Annotated in this window: 15 protein-coding genes and 1 pseudogene; 5 read left to right on the top strand and 11 right to left on the bottom strand. The window is 72.5% G+C overall.

The window, feature by feature from the left end; genetic code table 11:
- Positions 1 to 4: 4 nt before the first annotated feature.
- Entirely contained in the window at positions 5 to 838 is an 834-nt protein-coding gene (locus tag AB0D29_RS09105; protein WP_362852889.1) for a class II glutamine amidotransferase, read from the bottom strand.
- 272 nt (positions 839 to 1,110) lie between these two features.
- On the opposite strand from AB0D29_RS09105, the gene AB0D29_RS09100 reads away from it, so the two are divergent.
- From AB0D29_RS09100 to AB0D29_RS09090, 3 genes are all read left to right on the top strand, one after another.
- Positions 1,111 to 3,825: a SpoIIE family protein phosphatase gene (locus AB0D29_RS09100; RefSeq protein ID WP_362853118.1), complete on the top strand. Its 2,715-nt coding sequence runs from the start codon at positions 1,111 to 1,113 to the stop codon at positions 3,823 to 3,825.
- Between the two features lie 119 nt (positions 3,826 to 3,944).
- Positions 3,945 to 5,090 carry an extracellular solute-binding protein gene (locus AB0D29_RS09095; RefSeq protein ID WP_362852888.1) on the top strand — a complete coding sequence of 382 codons (1,146 nt, stop codon included), beginning with the start codon at positions 3,945 to 3,947 and terminating at the stop codon, positions 5,088 to 5,090.
- Between the two features lie 227 nt (positions 5,091 to 5,317).
- On the top strand, positions 5,318 to 6,541 hold the full coding sequence (locus tag AB0D29_RS09090) for an amidohydrolase family protein (RefSeq protein ID WP_362852887.1): 1,224 nt from the start codon (positions 5,318 to 5,320) through the stop codon (positions 6,539 to 6,541).
- Here the strand turns inward: AB0D29_RS09090 and AB0D29_RS09085 are convergent.
- From AB0D29_RS09085 to AB0D29_RS09065, 5 genes are all read right to left on the bottom strand, one after another.
- Positions 6,519 to 7,028, bottom strand: coding sequence for a hypothetical protein (locus tag AB0D29_RS09085; RefSeq protein ID WP_362852886.1), 510 nt, complete (start codon positions 7,026 to 7,028; stop codon positions 6,519 to 6,521). The two genes, AB0D29_RS09090 and AB0D29_RS09085, sit on opposite strands and share 23 nt — an antisense overlap.
- 82 nt (positions 7,029 to 7,110) lie before the next feature.
- Entirely contained in the window at positions 7,111 to 9,045 is a 1,935-nt protein-coding gene (locus tag AB0D29_RS09080; RefSeq protein WP_362852885.1) for a cellulase family glycosylhydrolase, read from the bottom strand.
- Between the two features lie 95 nt (positions 9,046 to 9,140).
- The gene (locus AB0D29_RS09075; RefSeq protein WP_362853117.1) at positions 9,141 to 9,278 is read right to left on the bottom strand and encodes a Beta-galactosidase C-terminal domain; all 138 of its coding nucleotides are present in this window, start codon (positions 9,276 to 9,278) and stop codon (positions 9,141 to 9,143) included.
- 237 nt (positions 9,279 to 9,515) lie between these two features.
- Positions 9,516 to 9,683, bottom strand: a complete 168-nt coding sequence (locus tag AB0D29_RS09070) for a hypothetical protein (protein ID WP_362852884.1) — start codon at positions 9,681 to 9,683, stop codon at positions 9,516 to 9,518.
- A complete protein-coding gene (locus AB0D29_RS09065) occupies positions 9,680 to 10,492 on the bottom strand; it encodes a crotonase/enoyl-CoA hydratase family protein (RefSeq protein WP_362852883.1) in 813 nt (270 codons plus the stop codon). The genes AB0D29_RS09070 and AB0D29_RS09065 overlap by 4 nt, the downstream gene beginning before the upstream one ends.
- 206 nt (positions 10,493 to 10,698) lie before the next feature.
- On the opposite strand from AB0D29_RS09065, the gene AB0D29_RS09060 reads away from it, so the two are divergent.
- Together AB0D29_RS09060 and AB0D29_RS09055 are read left to right on the top strand one after the other, a co-directional pair.
- Positions 10,699 to 11,385: a hypothetical protein gene (locus tag AB0D29_RS09060; protein WP_362852882.1), complete on the top strand. Its 687-nt coding sequence runs from the start codon at positions 10,699 to 10,701 to the stop codon at positions 11,383 to 11,385.
- 15 nt (positions 11,386 to 11,400) lie between these two features.
- Positions 11,401 to 12,198 carry a VOC family protein gene (locus tag AB0D29_RS09055; protein ID WP_362852881.1) on the top strand — a complete coding sequence of 266 codons (798 nt, stop codon included), beginning with the start codon at positions 11,401 to 11,403 and terminating at the stop codon, positions 12,196 to 12,198.
- Positions 12,199 to 12,241: 43 nt separating this feature from the next.
- Here the strand turns inward: AB0D29_RS09055 and AB0D29_RS09050 are convergent, their stop codons facing one another.
- The 5 genes and pseudogenes from AB0D29_RS09050 to AB0D29_RS09030 form a co-directional block, all read right to left on the bottom strand.
- Positions 12,242 to 13,057, bottom strand: coding sequence for an ABC transporter permease (locus AB0D29_RS09050; RefSeq protein WP_362852880.1), 816 nt, complete (start codon positions 13,055 to 13,057; stop codon positions 12,242 to 12,244).
- Positions 13,054 to 14,044: pseudogene (locus AB0D29_RS09045) on the bottom strand (ATP-binding cassette domain-containing protein). The gene AB0D29_RS09050 and the pseudogene AB0D29_RS09045 overlap by 4 nt, the downstream one beginning before the upstream one ends.
- Positions 14,045 to 14,164: 120 nt before the next feature.
- Positions 14,165 to 14,527 carry a gamma-glutamylcyclotransferase family protein gene (locus tag AB0D29_RS09040; protein ID WP_362852879.1) on the bottom strand — a complete coding sequence of 121 codons (363 nt, stop codon included), beginning with the start codon at positions 14,525 to 14,527 and terminating at the stop codon, positions 14,165 to 14,167.
- Between the two features lie 59 nt (positions 14,528 to 14,586).
- Positions 14,587 to 15,831 (bottom strand): erythromycin esterase family protein, encoded by a 1,245-nt coding sequence (locus tag AB0D29_RS09035; protein WP_362852878.1) that lies wholly within the window; start codon positions 15,829 to 15,831, stop codon positions 14,587 to 14,589.
- 95 nt (positions 15,832 to 15,926) lie between these two features.
- Positions 15,927 to 17,990: a SpoIIE family protein phosphatase gene (locus AB0D29_RS09030; RefSeq protein ID WP_362852877.1), complete on the bottom strand. Its 2,064-nt coding sequence runs from the start codon at positions 17,988 to 17,990 to the stop codon at positions 15,927 to 15,929.
- Between the last annotated feature and the right edge of the window lie 184 nt (positions 17,991 to 18,174).

Raw genomic sequence — 18,174 nt, 5'->3', positions numbered from 1 at the left:
TTGGTCACGCGGGCACCGGGACGAAGGGGAACAGCTCGTCGGCGCCCGGCTGTACGACGCCGTAGCTGCTTTCGGGTACCTCGTTCCAGGCGCCGGGCAGGTCCCCGAGCGGTTCGGACACGATGAGGCGGGTCTCGTCGGAGACCTCCTGGAGGAACGCCATGTCCGGGTGCAGCCTGCGCAGCGAGTCCACCTTGCTGCTGTAGAACAGCGAGCGGGAGGCGTGCCCGCTGGAGTAGCGGAAGGCCCAGACGCGTTCGCCGTCGGTCATGGCGAGCGTCATCTGGAGCGGGAACTCCACGCCGTGCTCGTGCCCGACCCGCTCCACCACTCCCGCCATCGTGGCGATGGCGGTCGGCGGGTCCTGTTCCAGGCCGTACGTGAGGGCCAGGTAGAACATCACCTCGGAGTCCGTCGTTCCGCCGATGTCGGCGTAGAGGGCGGGATCGACGAGCAGGGTGAGCTCCCGGCGCATCAGGTGGAAACCGGAGATGGCTCCGTTGTGCATGAACATCCAGCGGCCGTGCCGGAACGGATGGCAGTTCGACTGCTGCACCGCCGTCCCGGTCGACGCCCGGATGTGCGCGAAGAACAGCGGGGAGCGGACGTGGTCCGCCATCTCCCGCAGGTTGCGGTTGTTCCAGGCGGGACCGACGTCCCTGAGGAGCGCCGGGGATTCGATGTCGTCCGTGTACCAGCCGACACCGAACCCGTCGCCGTTCGTCGTCTCCACTCCGAGCTTGGAGTGCAGGCTCTGGTCGATCAGCGAGTGAGCCGGTTTGTACAGGATGGTGTCGAGCAGCATGGGCGTACCCGAATACGCGAGCCATCGGCACATGGGTCATCACCTGCGTCTCTACGGCAGTGCGGGAAATGAACCACCGTCCCGCGCGCCCCCCTCCGGCCATCTCATTCTCGGGTCCCGCCCCCGGGAGCGCCACGCGGGGCTCCGGCGCCGGGCGAGCGGGGCCGCGGCCGCCCCGACGGCCACGGTGAGCACGGGCATCCGGTCGCCGGGGACGCCGCGCAGGCGCTCCCCGCTGCCGACGGGCCGCCGAGGTAAGAAGATGGAGTATGACCGACCTCCGGCCGGAGCGCGTCCAGCCCCCCATGGGAGGAGCGCGGCGGCCACAGCGTCTGTCCTCGTTGCTGAGCGTGCGCAGCGTGGCCGGCGAGGTGTTCCTCCTCCAGCTGGCCGTCGTGGTGCTCCTCGTCGCCGCCGCGGTGGCGGCGCTCGTGGTGCAGGCCCGGAGCGACGCCATGCTGGACGCCCGGCACCGTACGCTCGCCGCCGCCGGAACCTTCGCGGAATCACCCGGCATCGTCGCGGCCGTGCACAGCGCCCACCCGAGCGCGGTGCTGCAGCCGAGCGCCCAGGCGGCGGCGAAGGTCGCCGGGGTCGACGGCATCAACGTCTACACGGTCGACGGGGTCACCCTCACCCACAGCGACCCGCGGCAGATCGGGCGGCGCGTCGTCGGCCCCTTCTCCAAGGCGGCGGCCGGCAAGTCCTTCACCGAGACGTTCGAAGGCTCTCTGGGGCAGTCGGTGGTCTCGGTGGTCCCCGTCAAGGACCCCGACGGCCGCGTCATCGCCGTCGTTTCCTCCCCGGTCACGGTCCAGAACGTCCAGGGCATGGTGAACCGGCAGCTGCCGGTCGTCCTCGGGACCGCGGCCGGCGTGCTCATCCTGAGCGCGGGCGGGACGGCTCTGGTGAGCCGTCGGCTGCTGCGCCGGACCCACGGCCTGGGTCCGGCCGAGATGACGAGCATGTACGAGCACCACGACGCGGTGCTGCACGCGGTGCGGGAGGGCGTACTGATCATCGGCGGCGGCGGACGGCTGCTGCTGGCCAATGACGAGGCGCGCCGCCTGCTGGACCTGCCGGCGGACGCGGAGGGCCGCCCCGTCACGGACCTGGGTCTGGAGGAGGCGATCGCCGAGCCGATCGCATCGGGCCGTTCCGCGACCGACGAGCTGCACATGGCGGCCGATCGGCTGCTGGCGATCAACATCCGGCCCACCGCCCCCTACGGGAAGGCCGGAACCGTCGTCACCCTGCGGGACACCACCGAGCTGCGGGCGCTGTCGGGCAGGGCCGAGGTGGCCCGGGAGCGGCTGAAGCTGCTCTACGACGCGGGGGTGCAGGTCGGTACGACGCTGAACGTGGAGCGCACCGCGGAGGAACTGGCGGAGGTGGCGGTCCCGCGCTTCGCCGACGTGGTCACGGTCGACCTGCTGGACCCGGTGCTGCGCGGCGAGGAGCCGCCCGAGGCGAACACCGAGATGCGCCGCACCGCCGTCGTCGGCCTGCGGGGCGACCACCCGCTCACCCCCGTCGGCGAGCTGATCCGGTTCGCCCCCGCCGGGCCCATGGCCACCGGGCTGGCCCAGGGCCGTGCGGTCCTGGAGGCCGACCTGCGCGCCTCCCGCCGCTGGCGGGCCCAGCACCAGGCCAACGCCCGGCAGATCCTGGACCGCGGCATCCACTCGCTGATCGTCGTACCCCTGCGGGCCCGGGGCGTGGTGCTGGGGATGGCCGGCTACTGGCGGGGGCAGGACTCCCCGCCGTTCGACGAGGAGGACGTGTCCTTCGCCGAGGAGCTGACCGCCCGGGCGGCCGTGTCCGTCGACAACGCCCGCCGCTACACCCGCGAGCACAACATGGCCGTCACCCTGCAGCGCAGCCTGCTGCCCCGGGGCGTGCCGGAGCAGTCCGCCGTCGAGGTCGCGCACCGCTATCTGGCCGCCCGGGCCGGGGTGGGCGGTGACTGGTTCGACGTCATCCCGCTGCCCGGCACCCGGGTGGCCCTGGTGGTCGGCGACGTCGTCGGCCACGGTCTGCACGCCGCCGCCACCATGGGCCGGCTGCGCACCGCCGTGTACAACTTCTCCACCCTCGACCTGCCCCCGGACGAGCTCCTGAGCCACCTGGACGAGCTGGTCGCCCACATCGACACCGACGAGCAGGAGTGGCAGGGGATCACCGGAGCCACCTGCCTGTGCGCCATCTACGACCCCGTCTCGGGGCAGGTGACCGCCGCCACCGCCGGGCATCCGGGCCCCGCGCTGGTCGCCCCCGACGGGACCGTGTCCTTCCCCGAGGTGCCGGTCTCCCCGCCGCTGGGCCTGGGCGCGGGCATGCCCATCGAGACCACCACGCTCACCCTGCCCGAGGGCTCCCGGCTGGCGCTCTTCACCGACGGGCTGATCGAGAGCCGCGACCTCGATCCGGACGCGGGCCTGGCGGCCCTGCGCGCCGCCCTGTCCGGGCCCGCCCGGACCCCGGAGGAGACGTGCAGCGCCGTGATCGAGGCGATGCTGCCCACCAGGCCCAGCGACGACGTCGCGCTGCTGGTGGCCCGCACCCGCCGGCTGGACCCCTCGCGGATCGCCGAGTGGGACGTCTCCCCCGACCCCGCGGCGGTCTCCCCGGTGCGCAACGCCTGCTCCCGCCGGCTGGCGGAGTGGGGCCTGGAGGACATCGCCTTCACCACGGAGCTCATCCTCAGCGAGCTGATGACCAACGCCGTCCGCTACGGCACCGAGCCCATCCGGGTGCGGCTGCTGTACGACCGCTGCCTGGTCTGCGAGGTCTCCGACGGGTCCAGCACCTCCCCGCACCTGCGCCGCGCCGCGGACACCGACGAGGGCGGCCGCGGTCTGTTCCTCGTCGCGCAGTTCGCCGAGCGCTGGGGCACCCGCTACACCCCCCGCGGAAAGATCATCTGGAGCGAGCAGGCGCTCCACGACGGGGCCGCACCGGCCGCGATGGATCTCGGCGAGGCGCTCCTGGCCGGGTGGGACGACGACGCGTTCCGGTAGCCGCCGTTACGGCGGCTACCGGGGAAGAGGGCGGACACCACCGTTCGGGACTGCGCTGCCGAGGCCGTCGAACGTACGCTGGGCTCGATCGGTACGCGACCGCCCGTTATGGAGCCTTTGTGCCCGCATCCCGTCTCCGGACAGCCTTCGTCGCCGCCTGCCTGGCCCTCTCGGCGGCGCCCCTCGGCGCTTGCGGAGACAAGCCCGTCGCCGGGCCCAGGGCGCCTGCGGTGGCCACCTCGGCCGCGGACGCCGGCGGCATGGCGGCGCTGACCGCGGCGGCGAAGAAGGAGGGCTCGCTCAACGCGATCGCGCTCCCGCGCGACTGGGCCAATTACGGCGCGCTGATCGACGGCTTCGAGAAGAAGTACGGGATCAAGGTCACGGTGGAGAACCCGGAGGGGACCAGCCAGGACGAGATCAACGCCCTGAAGGAGCGCAGGGACGGCGGCCGCGCCCCGGACGTGATCGACGTGGGGGGCTCGTTCGCCCAGTCCGCGGCCCGGCAGGGCCTGCTCGCCCCGTACCGGGTCGCCGCCTTCGACCAGATCCCCGAGGACCAGAAGGACCCGGACGCCCGCTGGTACAACAACTACGGCGGCTACATGTCGATCGGCTGTGACGCCAAGCGCGTGAAGACCTGCCCCTCGACCTTCGCCGATCTGCGCAAGCCCGAGTACAAGGGCCAGGTCGCGCTCAACGGCGACCCCACCAAGTCCGGCTCCGCCTTCGCCGGCGTGTACGCGGCGGCCCTCGCGAACGGCGGGTCCTTCGACAACATCCAGCCCGGCATCGACTTCTTCGCCGAGCTCCGCAAGAACGGCAACTTCATCCCGGTCGCATCGTCACCGGCCACGATCGAGACGGGCCGGACCCCGATCAGCATCGACTGGGACTTCCTCAACCTCGGATACGCCGACGCGTTCCGCGAGAAGGGCGCGGACGTCGACTGGCGGACCGCCATCCCCTTCGACGGCAGCTTCGCCGAGTACTACGCGAACGGGGTGAACAAGGACGCCCCGCACCCCGCCGCGGCACGCCTGTGGCAGGAGTGGGTCTTCAGCCCGGAGGGCCAGAACCTCCGGCTCGGCGCCTACGCGCGCCCCGTCCTGATGGACGCCATGGAGAAGGACGGCACCCTCGACAAGACGGCCGCGGAGAAACTGCCGACGGTCGAGGGCACGCCGACGTTCCCGACGGAGGGACAGACCGCGAAGGCCAGGGAGACCGTCAACCGCGGCTGGGACGAGGCCGTCTCGGGCTAGGCCCTGTCCGGGCGATCTTCGCGGCCTAAGCGGAAGAGGACCCTACGACGAGCGAGCTCGCGACCGAATCCGCCGCGCGGCATCTGCGGACGGCCCTCGCGGCCGGGGAACCGGCGCCCTCGCAGGCCGTGCCGATCGCCCTGCCGAACGGCGACAGCCTGGAGGATGACGTACGCCAGCTGGTCCTGCTCGCCGACGCCATCACCCCGTAAACGAGGAAGACCTCCATGGATTGCCTGATCTCGGCAGCACGCATCGTGACGGGCCCTCGCGGCCGGCATCTGACCGACGGGGCCGTACTCGTCCAAGGCGGGACCATCACCGCCGTCGGCCCGGAGCCGGCCGTCGAGGCCCGTACCCCGCGCCACCTGCCCCGGTTCGCGTTCCCCGGCGCCACCGTGCTGCCCGGACTCATCGACGCCCACGTCCATCTCGCGTTCGATGCCGGCCCCGATCCGGTGGCCGGCCTGCGCGAGACGGATGATGCCGAACTGATCCTGGGCATGGCCGACCGGGCGGCGCGGCTGCTGGGCTCGGGCGTCACCACCGTTCGCGACCTCGGCGACCGGGGCGCACTGGCCGTACGGCTGCGCGCGGAGATCTCCGGCGGGCTGCGGCCCGGTCCCCGCATCCTGGCCGCATGCACGCCCCTGACCGGACAACGAGGGCACTGCTGGTTCCTGGGCGGCGAGGTCCACGGGGCCGACGGCATCCGGGCGGCCGTCCGGCGCAACGCGGAGCTCGGCGCCGACGTCATCAAGGTGATGGCCACCGGCGGGGGGATCACCAAGGACGGACCTCCCAGCTGGCAGGCGCAGTTCACCCCCGAGGAGATGCGCCTCGTGGTGGCGGAGGCGAGCGCCGCCGGGCTGGCCGTGGCAGCCCACGCGCACGGCACCGAGGGGATCGCCGCGGCCGTCGCCGCGGGCGTGGCCACGATCGAGCACTGCACGTGGATGGGGCGGGACGGGTTCGACGTACGGGAGGAACTCGTCGCCGCCATCGTGGCCCGGGGCATCCGGGTCTGCCCGGCGGCCAGTCCCGACTGGCGGGGCTTCGCCCGGCGCTTCGGTCCGGAGCGCGCGGAGGAGATGTTCGACCGGCTGCGCTGGATGCGAGAGCGGGGCGTACGGTTCATCGCCGGTACCGACGCGGGGGTCCCCCGGGCCGTCTTCGACGACTTCGTCTCCAGCCTGGAGTTCTTCGAGCACATCGGCTTCACCCCGGCGGAGGTCGTCGACCTCGCCACGACGGAGACCGCGCAGGCTCTGGGCCTCGCGGAGGACACCGGCCTGCTCCGCCCCGGCTACCGCGCCGACCTCCTCGTCGTCGACGGCAACCCGTTGGAGGACCTCCAGGCCCTGCGCGCCGTTCGCCTCGTGGTGTCGGCCGGCCGGCACCACCTCCCGCGGACGCGTCCTGGTGACGTCAGTGCCCGGCAGCGGCCTTGACCAAGGCGACCGCCGTGCCGATCGCCGCGTCGATCCCGCCGGCGAGCAGCGCGAAGGCCGTCCCGCCCCCCATCCGGATCCCTCCGTAGCACCCCCACGCGAACAGGGTGGCGACGTTGACCCCGGCCGCCACGAGCAGCGCCGTGTCCAGGCCCATCACCCCCAGTGCCGAGGCGCCGACCAGAGCGAGCGGGCCCACCGCGGACAGCAGCAGCGGGCTGCTGACGAAGAGCATCGCGCGCAGTTCCCGTCCACGTGCGAGGGCTCCGTGCGTCACGCGGTGGGCCTGCTGGTCGGCGACCAGCGCGGCCAGCCACAGGCCCACCGAGGCGGTCCCGATCGTCGCCGCGGCTCCGAAGGCGCTGACGTGGCTGCTGCCGGCGAGCCCGATGACCACGGAGATCATGGTGATCGTCGCGTAGAGCCGTTCCTTGAGCTGGGCCGCGGCCATCTCCGTGCTCACCGCGTCCGCCGCATGGTCCGTCACGGAACCACCGTACGGTGCGACCGCACCGGGCACCCGGAGCAACACCGGGTGCGCGGTGCGGTCAGCCTTCAGCCGTCGGAGGTCACAGCTTGCGGCACAGCAGGGCGTCCGGAGTCTTGCCCTTGGCCCACGCCCCGGTGAAGGCGATGCCCGCGGCGTACTCGTCGGCGCCGCACTGGCCCTTGTGGTTGCCGTACGCGAACTCTCCGCCCGGGCCCGCGGCCGGCCGGTTGTCACCGCGGTCGAACCAGACGGTTCGGCCGTTCGTCCCCAGCGTCCGGACCGCCTGGGCGCACAGGACCGCGGAGACCGCCTGGCCGCGCACGCTGTAGCCGGTCATGAACTGGTTCGGCCCGCACTGGTACTTGGTGTAGCCGCCCGCCCAATCGCCCTGCTGTACGTTGCGTTCGTCGTTCACGACGGTCGGCGCCGGGCCGGTGGCCGGCAGGCCGGGGGCCCCGGCGTCGGTGCACAGGCCGCGCCCGTCACGGTGGGCCAGGCCGATGAGCCGCTGCCCGTCGGGGCAGGTCCCCTTGCGGGCGCCCGAGTCCCAGTCGCCGAGCGCCCGTACGCGTGCCGACTGGACCGCGTCGGCGTGGTCGAGGTTGAGCATGTCCCAGGTGTCGGAGACGGCGACCGTGCCGCTCTTCTGCGGGGAGGTGACCAGCCGGTTCCAGTCGCCGGCACGCCAGTCGCCGCCGTCGAGGAGTCCGGAACGGCGGCCCGAGGCATCGAAGTTGAGGATCGACCAGGTGCCGTGTCCGGTCCACCCGACCAGGGGCCAGTAGGCGAAGTCGGTGTCGTTGGCGATCAGGTAGTCCACGAGGTTGCCGAACCAGGCGCGGGCCTGCGGGTTGGTCTCGTCGCTGCCGATGCCGAACTCGCTGATCCACAGGGGTGCGGTGAAGTGGCGGCCGGATTCGGCCGTGACGTAGAACGCCTGCCGCTGCAGGGTCGCGAAGAGGTCCTCTCGGGAGAGTTCCTGGTAGCGCGGGTCGTGGGTCTCGCCCATGCCCGTCGCTCCGGTGTGGTTCGGCCCGGTGTAGCCGTAGAAGTGCGCCGCGTACACCAGCTTGTTCGAGGCGACGAGGGTGTGCGAGAGGGTGCGTACCGGTTCGAGCGTGGGACGCCCGTGGGGCAGCCCGTCGGCCGGTATGCCCTGCCAGTTGATGCCTTCGACGATCACCAGCAGGTCGGGGTTGGCCTCGGTGAGGAGCCGGTCTCCGAGGCGCTGGGACGCGGCCCACCAGTCGTGGCCGTTGCCCCAGTTCCAGTTGGCGTCGTCGGTGACGGTGCGGCGGACCTCGTTGTAGAGGTCGGCGCCGACGACGCGCTTGTTGCCCTTGTAGCGCCGGGCGAGGTCGAGCCAGTCGTTCTCCCACTGCGCGGTGGACTGGCTGGTGTTCCAGCGCTCGTTGCCGTCCAGACCGCAGCAGAAGCGCGAGGTGTTGGTGTGGTTGTTGAGGATCACCGCGAAGCCCTCGGACGTGGTCGCCGCGATGACGGCGTCGAAGACCTGGAGCGGGGTCTTGCCGCGCAGGCTCGGGTTGGCGGCGACCGAGGCGTCGGAGACCGGGCGCTGGTCGTGCAGCATCTCGTTCGAGAACGGCAGCCGGATGCTGTTGATGCCGAGTTCGTGGAATCCGGCGAGGATCCGCGCGATCGGCGCGCGGTCCAGACCGAGGGGCATCTGGTCGCCCTTCTCACCGTCGTGGTGGTTGGCCGGGTCGTTGATGTCGCCGGAGCCGTTCCAGGATCCCTGAGCGCCGTGCCAGTTCGCGGACTTGAGCTTGAAGCGGTTGCCCGCGGCATCGACGACGTAGCGGCCGCGGGTGCTGAGGGGCGCGGTCCACGAGTCGGCCAACGCCTCCGCGGCCGGGGTCGTGGCGGTCGTCCCGGCCGTCGGGGACGCGACGGTCGGGGAGGCGGCGGTCGGGGAGGCGGCGGTCGGGGAGGCGGCGAGTGCTCCGAGGGCGAGCGCCGCGGCGAGTATCGCGGGGAGTAGGGCTCTTCTCACTGTGTCCTCCGTGAGGCCTGGGGGTGGGACGTACGTGGTCAAGCGGTGGGCTGGTGGTGCGGTGGTGCGGTGGTGCGGTCGTGTGGGTGGGGCGCTCAGCCGCCGCTGCCGAGGACGGCGACGCCCCGCGGCGCGAGGGTCGCCCGGCGGACGAGGGGCCTGTGGGCGTCGAGCAGGTCCCGGCGCTCGGCAGGCAGGGCCACCTCCTGCTCGTCCTCGGTGTGGTTGAGCAGGATGAGGACGTCGTGGTCGGCGCCGTGCCGGATCGTCGCCTGGACGCCAATGGGCAGGCCGGGCAGGACGGGAGCGACTCCCGCGTCGGCCAGTGCGCGGTCGACGAGGCCCGCATCGTGCCGGGGTCGCGACGTAGCGGGCGGTCCCCCGGCCGTGCGTGTGCACCGTGGCCGCCGGGCGGTCGTCGTCCCAGTCGGGTCCGTCGAAGAAGAGCTCGGGTCGGGCGCCGGTGAGCGTCACGTCCTCGCGCCACACCAGTTCTCCCAGTCGAATACGATCGCGACCTCGTTGCGGACGTGCGTGCCGGCCAGCTCGGGCACCAGGGCCAGCTCGCGGCCCAGCTCGCGCACCTCGGCGTGCACGCGGGTCCCGTGCCCCGCGTGCCCGGGGGCCGCGCGCCTCATCCGGTGAAGGAGCCGTGCCGCCCGGCGCCGCCCGCGAACCTGTCGGCGCCGGCCTGGGTCTCCCCCGCGGCGAGCGGAACGAGGCCGTGCCGGTACTCGGCGGCCAGCGCTCGCGCCTCCCCCAGCCCGTGCTGCTCCCGTACGGAGAGCCGGTCGTGCCGCAGGCACACCTGTGGGAACCCGGCGATCTCGTGGGCCAGCCGCTCCGCCGCCCGGCGGGCTTCCCCGGGCGGTACGAGGCGGTTCACGAGGCCGATCCCGTACGCCTCGGCGGCGGTCACGGGGCGGCCGGTGAGGATGAGGTCCATCGCGCGGCTCTCGCCGATCAGGCGCGGCAGCCGCACCGTACCGCCGTCGATCAACGGCACGCCCCAGCGGCGGCAGAACACGCCGAAGGTCGCGTCCTCCTCGGCCACCCGCAGGTCGCACCACAGGGCCAGTTCGAGCCCGCCCGCCACCGCGTGGCCGCTGACCGCGGCGATCACCGGTTTGGTCAGGCTCATCCGCGTGGGGCCCATCGGCCCGTCGCCCTCGGCCTGCACCCGGTTGCCACGGTCGGTGCCGACGGCCTTGAGGTCGGCGCCCGCGCAGAACGTACCGCCCTCGCCCCACAACACGGCGACGGACGCCTCCTCGTCCGCCTCGAACGCCCGGAAGGCATCGGCGAGTCGGGCCGCGGTCGGGCCGTCGACCGCGTTGCGGACGCCGGGGCGGCTGAGGATCACCGTACGGACCGGGCCGTCGCTCTCGATCCGGACGGCAGGCCGGTCGGCGGACGCCGTCCCCGGTGTCTCAGAGGTCGTGGCCACGGCGGAACTCCCTGGGTCGTGAGGTGTGCGGACGCCCACTCTGCAGCAATCGCGCGGCCGGCACGAGAGGCCGACGGCCGCCCGGACCGCGTCCGGACTGCGCACGCCGCCGCACGGACCTACGCTGCAGAGGGAGGTGATGCCCGATGTCTGCACCCCGGGCAGCAGCGGCCCGATGTGCGGCCGCCGGAACCATCACTCTGATCATGTTCGCGGGCCCTGGCACGGGCGCCGCCGGAGCCGATGACAACGGCATCGCCGACAAGAGCGCCCCGGCCATCGCCGCGGCCGCCCGCGAGGCCATGTCCGGGCTCACGTCCATGCGCATGGCGGCCAAGGTGACCGACGGGTCGGGCACCACCGCTCTGGACCTCCGGTTCGACGCGTGGGGCAACTGCGTGGGCACCGTCACCCCTCCCGGCAATTCCGGCACGGCCGACGTCGTCAAACGCGGCGACGACGTGTGGATGAAGCTCGACGACAAACTGCTGCGGGCCCAAGCGCCCGAGGGCACGGCGGACGACGCCATCGCTCTCATCAACGGCCGCTACCTGCACGGCACCACGAGCAGCCCGATGCTGAGCGACTTCGCCGAATTCTGCGACCTCGACTTCTACAAGAAGGAGTTCGCCTCGAAACCGGCGAACGAACAGCTCGACAAGGGCGCGCGCACCACCGTCGACGGCCGTCCGGCCATCACGGTCAACAGCCGGCAGGACGACCGGAAGGGCAGCTACCAGGTCTCCACCGAGGACCAGCCGTACCTCCTGCGCATCCAGGGCACCGACGACTCCGGCGAGAAGGTGGAGACCTCCTTCTCCGCCTTCGACGAGCCCGTCCGACCCAAGCCCCCCGCCCCCGCCGACTCGGTCGACCTGTCCGAGCTCCAGTAGCGAAAGGGATCGACCATGATCACCACCGACTTCGTCCCCGGCTCCCCCTGCTGGATCGACCTCGGCGCTCCCGACGTCCCCGCCGCCGCGGCCTTCTACGGCGCCGTGCTCGGGTGGGACTACGAGTCCATGGGCGAGAGCGAGGAGATGGAGGGCGGGATGTTCCGGAAGGACGGCAAGATCGTCGCCGGGCTCGGCAAGCTCACCGAGGAGGGAGCGCGCTCGGCCTGGATGATCTACTACAGCGTCGCCGACGCGGACGCCACGACCGCGGCCGTGGAGCGCGCCGGCGGCACGGTGCGCGTGCCGCCGAGGGACCTCGACGAGTGGGGGCGGATGGCGCAGTACGACGACCCGCTGGGGGGCCAGTTCGCCGTGTGGCAGCCGGGCAAGGACAGCGGGGTCCAGCTGGTGGACGAGCCGGGCTCACTGTCCTGGACGGAGCTGTACACGAGCGACGCCTCGGCCGCCAAGGAGTTCTACGGCGGTCTCTTCGGCTGGCGGTTCAGCGACATGCCGCTGCCGGGCGGCGGGGGCACGTACGCCCTCATCACCCCCGCCGGACTTCCCGAGGAGCGCATGCACGGCGGCCTCATGGAGCTGCCCGAGGAGCACCTCGCCCTGACGGGCGGGCGGCCGTACTGGCACCCGGTCTTCGCCGTCGACGACTGCGACGCCGCGGTCGCCAGGGTCACCGGGAACGGTGGCAGCGTCCAGATGGGCCCGGAGGACGCCGAGGGCGTCGGCCGGCTCGCCGTCTGCCTCGACCCGTCGAACGCGGACTTCGTGGTGCTGGCCCCGGCCCCGAGCTGAGCCCGGACCCACCGGGCGGGCCCGCGGGCCGGGGCCCGCGGCCTCAGGCCCTGGACCGGTACGCGCGCATGCCGAGGGGCATGAAGACCAGGGCGATGCCCGCGGCCCAGATCAGGGACCACATGATCGCCTCGCCTGCCGGGGTGCCGAGCAGCAGGCCCCGGAAGGCGTCCGACAGCTGGGTGACGGGGTTGACGTCCGCCCAGGTCTGGAGCCAGCCGGGCATCGTGTCGACCTCCACGAACGCGCTGCTCGTGAAGGTGATCGGGAAGATCAGCGTGAAGGCGAAGACCTGCACCTTCTCCGCGTCGCCGGCCAGCATCCCGATCAGTACCGCCGTCCACGCGACGGCGGCGGCGAAGGTCAGCAGCAGCAGGAGCCCGCCGAAGAAGCCCGCGGCGCCGCCGGTGACCTCGAAGCCCAGCAGGGCGCCGAGGCCGAGCATCAGGAGCATCGCCCAGAGCTGTTTGGCCAGGTCGGCCGTGATGCGGCCGAACAGCGGCGCCCCGCGGGCGATGGGCAGACTGCGCAGGCGGTCGAAGACGCCCTTGGTGAGGTCGGTGTTCAAGGCCATGGCGGTGTACGTGCTCATGAAGAGCGTGTTCTGGACGATGATCCCGGCGAGCGCGTACTGGAGGTACGCCTGCGGGGATCCGGCCATCTGTCCGCCGAAGACGTAGGTGAACAGGAACACGAACATGATCGGCGAAATGCTGTAGTCGACGAGTTCCAGCGGGTTGTGCTTGACGGAGACCAGGCTGCGCCACGCCAGCGTCCCCGTCTGCCGCAGGGCCGCCAGGGGGTGCACCCGGCCGCTGCCGCCGCGGGTGTCGGTCAGGGGGGTGGAGGCGGTGGTCATGACAGGCTCTCCGCTGCCGCGTACTGCTCGTCGTCGCCCTCGCCCTCCTCGGACTCCGGCTCGGCCCGGTGGCCCGTCAGGACCATGAACACCTCGTCGAGGGACGAGCGCCGCAGGGTCAGCTCGGCCACGGCGATGCCCGCCTGGTCCAGCCGGCGCACCACGCTCGGCATGCTCCGGGTCCTTGACGGGCACGGTGATCTCGTCGCCCTCGATCTTGGCCTGGGGCCCCGCTTCCTCGGTGAGCAGGGCGAGCGCCGTGCCGAGGTCGGCGGCGTGGGCCGGCCGTAGCTGCAGCACCTGGCCGCCGACCTGCGACTTCAGCCCGTCGGGCGTCCCGTTGGCGATCACCCGGCCCTTGTCGATCACCACGATGCTGTCGGCCAGCCGGTCCGCCTCGTCCAGATACTGCGTGGTCAGCAGGACCGTCACCCCCTCCGCGACCAGGGTGCGCAGCATGTCCCAGACCTCACCCCGGCTGTGCGGATCGAGTCCGGTGGTCGGCTCGTCCAGGAAGAGGATCCGGGGCCGCCCCACCAGGCTGGCCGCGAGGTCGAGACGTCGTCGCATGCCGCCCGAGTACGTCTTGGCGGCCCGTCCCGCCGCGTCGCTCAGCTGGAAGCGGCCGAGCAGTTCCGCCGACCGGGCCCGGGCCGGGCCGCGCGGCAGGCCGAGCAGCCGCCCGATCATCAGCAGGTTCTCCGTGCCGGTCAGGTTCTCGTCCACGGCGGCGTACTGGCCCGTCAGCCCGATCAGCGGACGGACCCGGCCCGCCTGCCGCACGACGTCGAACCCACCGACCTCCGCGCGCCCGGCGTCCGGCTGCAGGAGGGTGGCGAAGATGCGGACGGCGGTCGTCTTGCCCGCACCGTTGGGACCGAGCAGGCCGAGGACGCTGCCGGCCGGCACCTGGAGATCCACACCGGCCAGCGCACGGGTCTGCTTGAACCGCTTCGCCAGACCTTCGGCCCGGATCGCGTACCTCATGGAGATCACCTCGGACGCGGGGTACGTGCTGCCACTTCCCTCAACTGTGACGCACACCACTGACAGGGGCGACGCGGTCGGCCGCGAGCACGGTGGAGCAGCGACCGTCGGGCGGCCGGATCAGGCGGAGGTGACCGGCGCCTCCAGGTAGGCCCATGCCTTCGTGCCCGAGCGCAGGACGACCTGGGTCCTGGCGTAGTCGTCGACCTCGTAGTCGTCCGCCGATGCCAGCTCTTCGTCGGTGATCGCGAAGACGGTGCCGTCGACGGCCTCGCCGTCGTCGGACGAGGCAACCACCAGGGGATGGCGGTCGGTTCCGCTGGCCGCGATCACCTCGGGGTCGGTGATCTCGATGTAGGTCATCCGGTATCCCGGCAGTGCGTCGGGCGTCCCTTCGAGCAGCCTGCCGAACCGCGCGAGCTGGACCTCGCGGAACTGCAGCGTGCCGTAGGAGAACAGCTGGTGACGGGCCGAGCCGGTCATGGAGAACCTCCTGGTGTGTGTGCCGTTGACGCGTGGGCGCTGCCCCTCCCGGCGTGGGATCACGCCAGGGGGCGGGAGCAGGTCGACTTCGCCACGAAGGCGAGGCCGTCGTAATCCTGGGCGGGTACGAGCGGTGCGAGGTGGAAGCGGTAGGTGAACCGGGGGACGTTGGCGCCGAAGCTGCGCTGGAGGCCGGGCCCGCGCAGCCATTCCCGCACGGCGGGCGCCGCCTGTGCCTCCCCGCCCCGCAGGTCGACCAGGTAGTCGCCCGGTACGGCGGACGCCAGCCGGGCCTCGACCGAGCGGCCGGCGCCGCCGATCCGGTGGCCGACCGCCGGGGCGGTGGTGCCGGTGCCCCGCCGGGCCCGGAACCGGCCCTTCCCGAAGAGCAGGCCGAGTGCGTAGTAGGCCTCGCCGTGGCGACGGCGCAGCAGGCTCCCGAGCGCGGGCACCCCGGCCCCGTACGTGCCCTTCGCGACGTGCCCGTTGTGCCCCCATACGGCGACACGGTCGCCGGTGCCGTCCACCAGCGCGTCGACCGCCCCGGCCATGTGGCGGTCCCGGACGGCGTACAGGCTCTCCTCGCCGGGGTTCGGCTCCAGGGGCCGGGTGATCAGATCGGCGCAGCGGACCAGGATCCGCGCGTGCCGGATCGCGTCCTCGACTGCCTCGGAACTCGTGCGGGCGGCGAGGCCCGCCCGGTGCTCCTCCAGGAAGCCGGCCAGCTCACCGGCCTCCTCGTACAGGCGCCGGGCCGGGTCCGGCCGCTCCCCGGGCCGGGAGGCGGCGAGCACGCGCAGGCTCTCCCGTACGGACTCGGCGGTCGCGGGCGCGGCCTGCTCCAGGAAGGCGGCGACCGCGGCGGCGGAGTCCGCGCAGCGCTGCGGGTCGATGCCGACGAAGCGCACCCGCTCGGCGGCCGGGACCGTGCGGTTGTGTTCCCGCATCCACTCGACCATCGCGAGGATCTCGCGGGTCCGCCAGGTCCAGAAGTCCAGCCGGGCGACCAGCCGCCCGGCATCGCCCTCGCCGCCCGCCACGTAGGCGTCCACGGCCAGGGCCGCCGATTCGCTGGCCTCCATCGCCAGCGCCCTGAACCCCATCTCGCGGACCAGGAATTCCAGCAGCCGGTGTTTGAGCAGGAAGAACTCCCGTGTGCCGTGCGTGGATTCACCGAGTCCGACGACGCGCGCATCCTTCAGGACCTCGTGCAACGGCTGGAGTTCCTCGTACGGTTCGCCGGCGGACAGGGTGGTGAGGGGCAGTGCGTGCGCGGATAACCAGCGCGTGATCTCGTCGGACAAGAGAAGTCTCCTCGGCCGTGCGGCACGGCAGCCCCGCCGCGGCTGCCGCGCTTGTGCGGGGGCCGCTCCTGCCGTCACATGATCGTAGTCCGCGTTCACGGCGTGCGGTGGACCCGGGCGAGGACGAGGACGGTGTCGTCGGTCGGCGGGGCGGACAGCAGCCCGGCGAGGGCGCGGTCCGCCCTCTCCTCCAACGAGCCGTGCCCCTTGGCCAGTTCGGTGCGCAGCGCGTCCAGCCCGGCCTCGATGTCCCGGCCGCGCGCTTCGATGAGGCCGTCGGTGTAGAGGACGAGGATCGCGTCCTTCGGCAGTTCGACCTCGGTCGCCCGGAAGGGGCAGCCGCCGATGCCGAGCGGGACGCCGAGGACCTCGCCGATGGTCTCCACGGTGCCGTCCGGGTGGAGCACCAGGGGTGGGGGGTGGCCGGCGTTGGCGATGCGGGCGCGTCCGCTCCGCGGGTCGTAGACGATGTACAGGCACGTCGCGAGCTCGATGCCGCTCTCCTGGGCGCATGCGTCGAGTTCGGTGAGGAGGTCGTCGGGCTCGCTGTCGTGCCGGGACAGGGCCTGGGTGGTGATGCGGAGGCGGCCCATGGCGGCCGCGGCCGTCACCCCGTGCCCCATCACGTCGCCCACCACGAGCGCCACCCGCCCGTCGGACAGGTTGATCACGTCGTACCAGTCTCCGCCGACCTCGGTGATCCGGCTGCCGGGCACGTACCGGTGGGCCACGTCCACGTACGGGCTGCTCGCCAGGGCGGTGGGCAACAGCGCCCGCTGCAGGGTGAGCGCGATGTCCTGGACGCGGGAGTACAGACGGGCGTTGTCGAGGCAGATCGCGGCGCGCGAGGCGAGCTCGCCGGCGAGGTTGACGTCGTCCTGGGTGAAGGCCGGCCGGCTGGCGGACCGGCCGAACATGGCGATGCCCTGTACGGTGCCCCGCGCGATGAGCGGGGCGACGAGGACCCCCGCCACCCCGCTGTCGGTGAAGAGGCGTGCGCGCGACTCGATGGCGACGGTCCGGGCCAGGAAATCCTCGTCGACCACGGCGGACACGGCGCGTCCGGTGCCCAGCATGTCGTGCATGACGGAGCCGGGCGGGTACTGGACCTTGTCCACCCCGCTGACGAGCTCGACCGCCGGCCCGGGGAGGATCGTCCCGGAGGCGATCCTGCGGGTGTACAGCGGCCGCGCCGGGTCGAAGTCCTCGGACTCGTCCATCCATTCCACGACCTCGACCACGGCGCCGTCGCAGAAGTCCGGCATCGACGCGTCGACCAGTTCCTGGGCCGTCTGGTTCACGTCGAGGGTGGTCCCGATGCGTGTGGAGGCCCCGTCCAGCAGGGCGAGGCGCCGGCGGCTGGCGGTGGCTTCCAGGATGGCCTGTTCCCGGTCCGTCACGTCGACCATCAGTCCGCCCACCCCGGGGCGCGAGCCGACCGCCTCGCTCAGGGGGAAGAAGCTCACCGACCGCACCTGGTCGCGGTCCGGATGCCCCTGCGGGCGCGTGCCCACCAGCGCCCCGACGACCGGTTCGCCGCCCTGGGCGACGGCGCGGAGCATGCGCTCGTACTCGCCCCCGTCGGACATGATCATGATCTCGTCCATGCGGCGCCCGAGGTGCGCCTCGATCGGCAGGCCGTCCATGTCGGCGAGCACCTGGTTGAGGTGGACGTACCGGAGGTCCGGGTCGAGCATGACCAGACCGATCGGGCAGGTCTCGAAGAGGGCGTCGAGGAAGGCGAGGTTGGTCTTGACGCGGTCGAGCTCGTCGCTGCGGCTCGCCAGGCCCATCACGACCGGACTGCTGCCGGCTCCGGTGACGGGGAAGACCCGGAAGCCGCAGTCGAAGGCCGTGCCGTCGCGGTGCCGCGCCGCCAGCTGGCCCCTCCAGTACCCGAGGGTCCGGCCGTTCTCCGCCAGCCGGGCTCCGGAGGCGGATTCGCCCCGGATCTCGTCGGCGAAGAGGAGCGCGGCGGGCTTCGAGAGGATGGCGGCGGAGTCGTACCCGAAGAGCTCTCCCGCGCCGGGCCCCCAGTAGCAGACGAGGCCGCGGTCGTCGATGCCGAAGACGGCCACGCGCACGTGCTCCAGCAGCGTCCCCGGCTCGGACCAGAACGGGCCGTGAGCCTTCTCGCCCCCCGGCCGAGCCGATGGCACGAGACGACCCCTTCCGCCCGTCGATACCTCCACCCATTATGCGGATGCCGCAGTGATTGCGCGGTGCGGGCCGCAGGGCCCTCCCAGTCGGCAATGGGATCTGTTTTCACGAACGGGGTGCCGCAGGGGCCGGGGAGTCGGGCCGTGCCATCGGTGGGGATTCGCCTAATCTGGCAAAAAACTG

Origin of the sequence: Streptomyces sp. NPDC048424, assembly GCF_040651555.1 — a bacterium.
Taxonomy (GTDB): Bacteria; Actinomycetota; Actinomycetes; order Streptomycetales; family Streptomycetaceae; genus Streptomyces.
The sequence above is the reverse complement of the archived record's forward strand: the minus strand, read 5'-3'. Positions and strand labels throughout refer to the sequence as shown.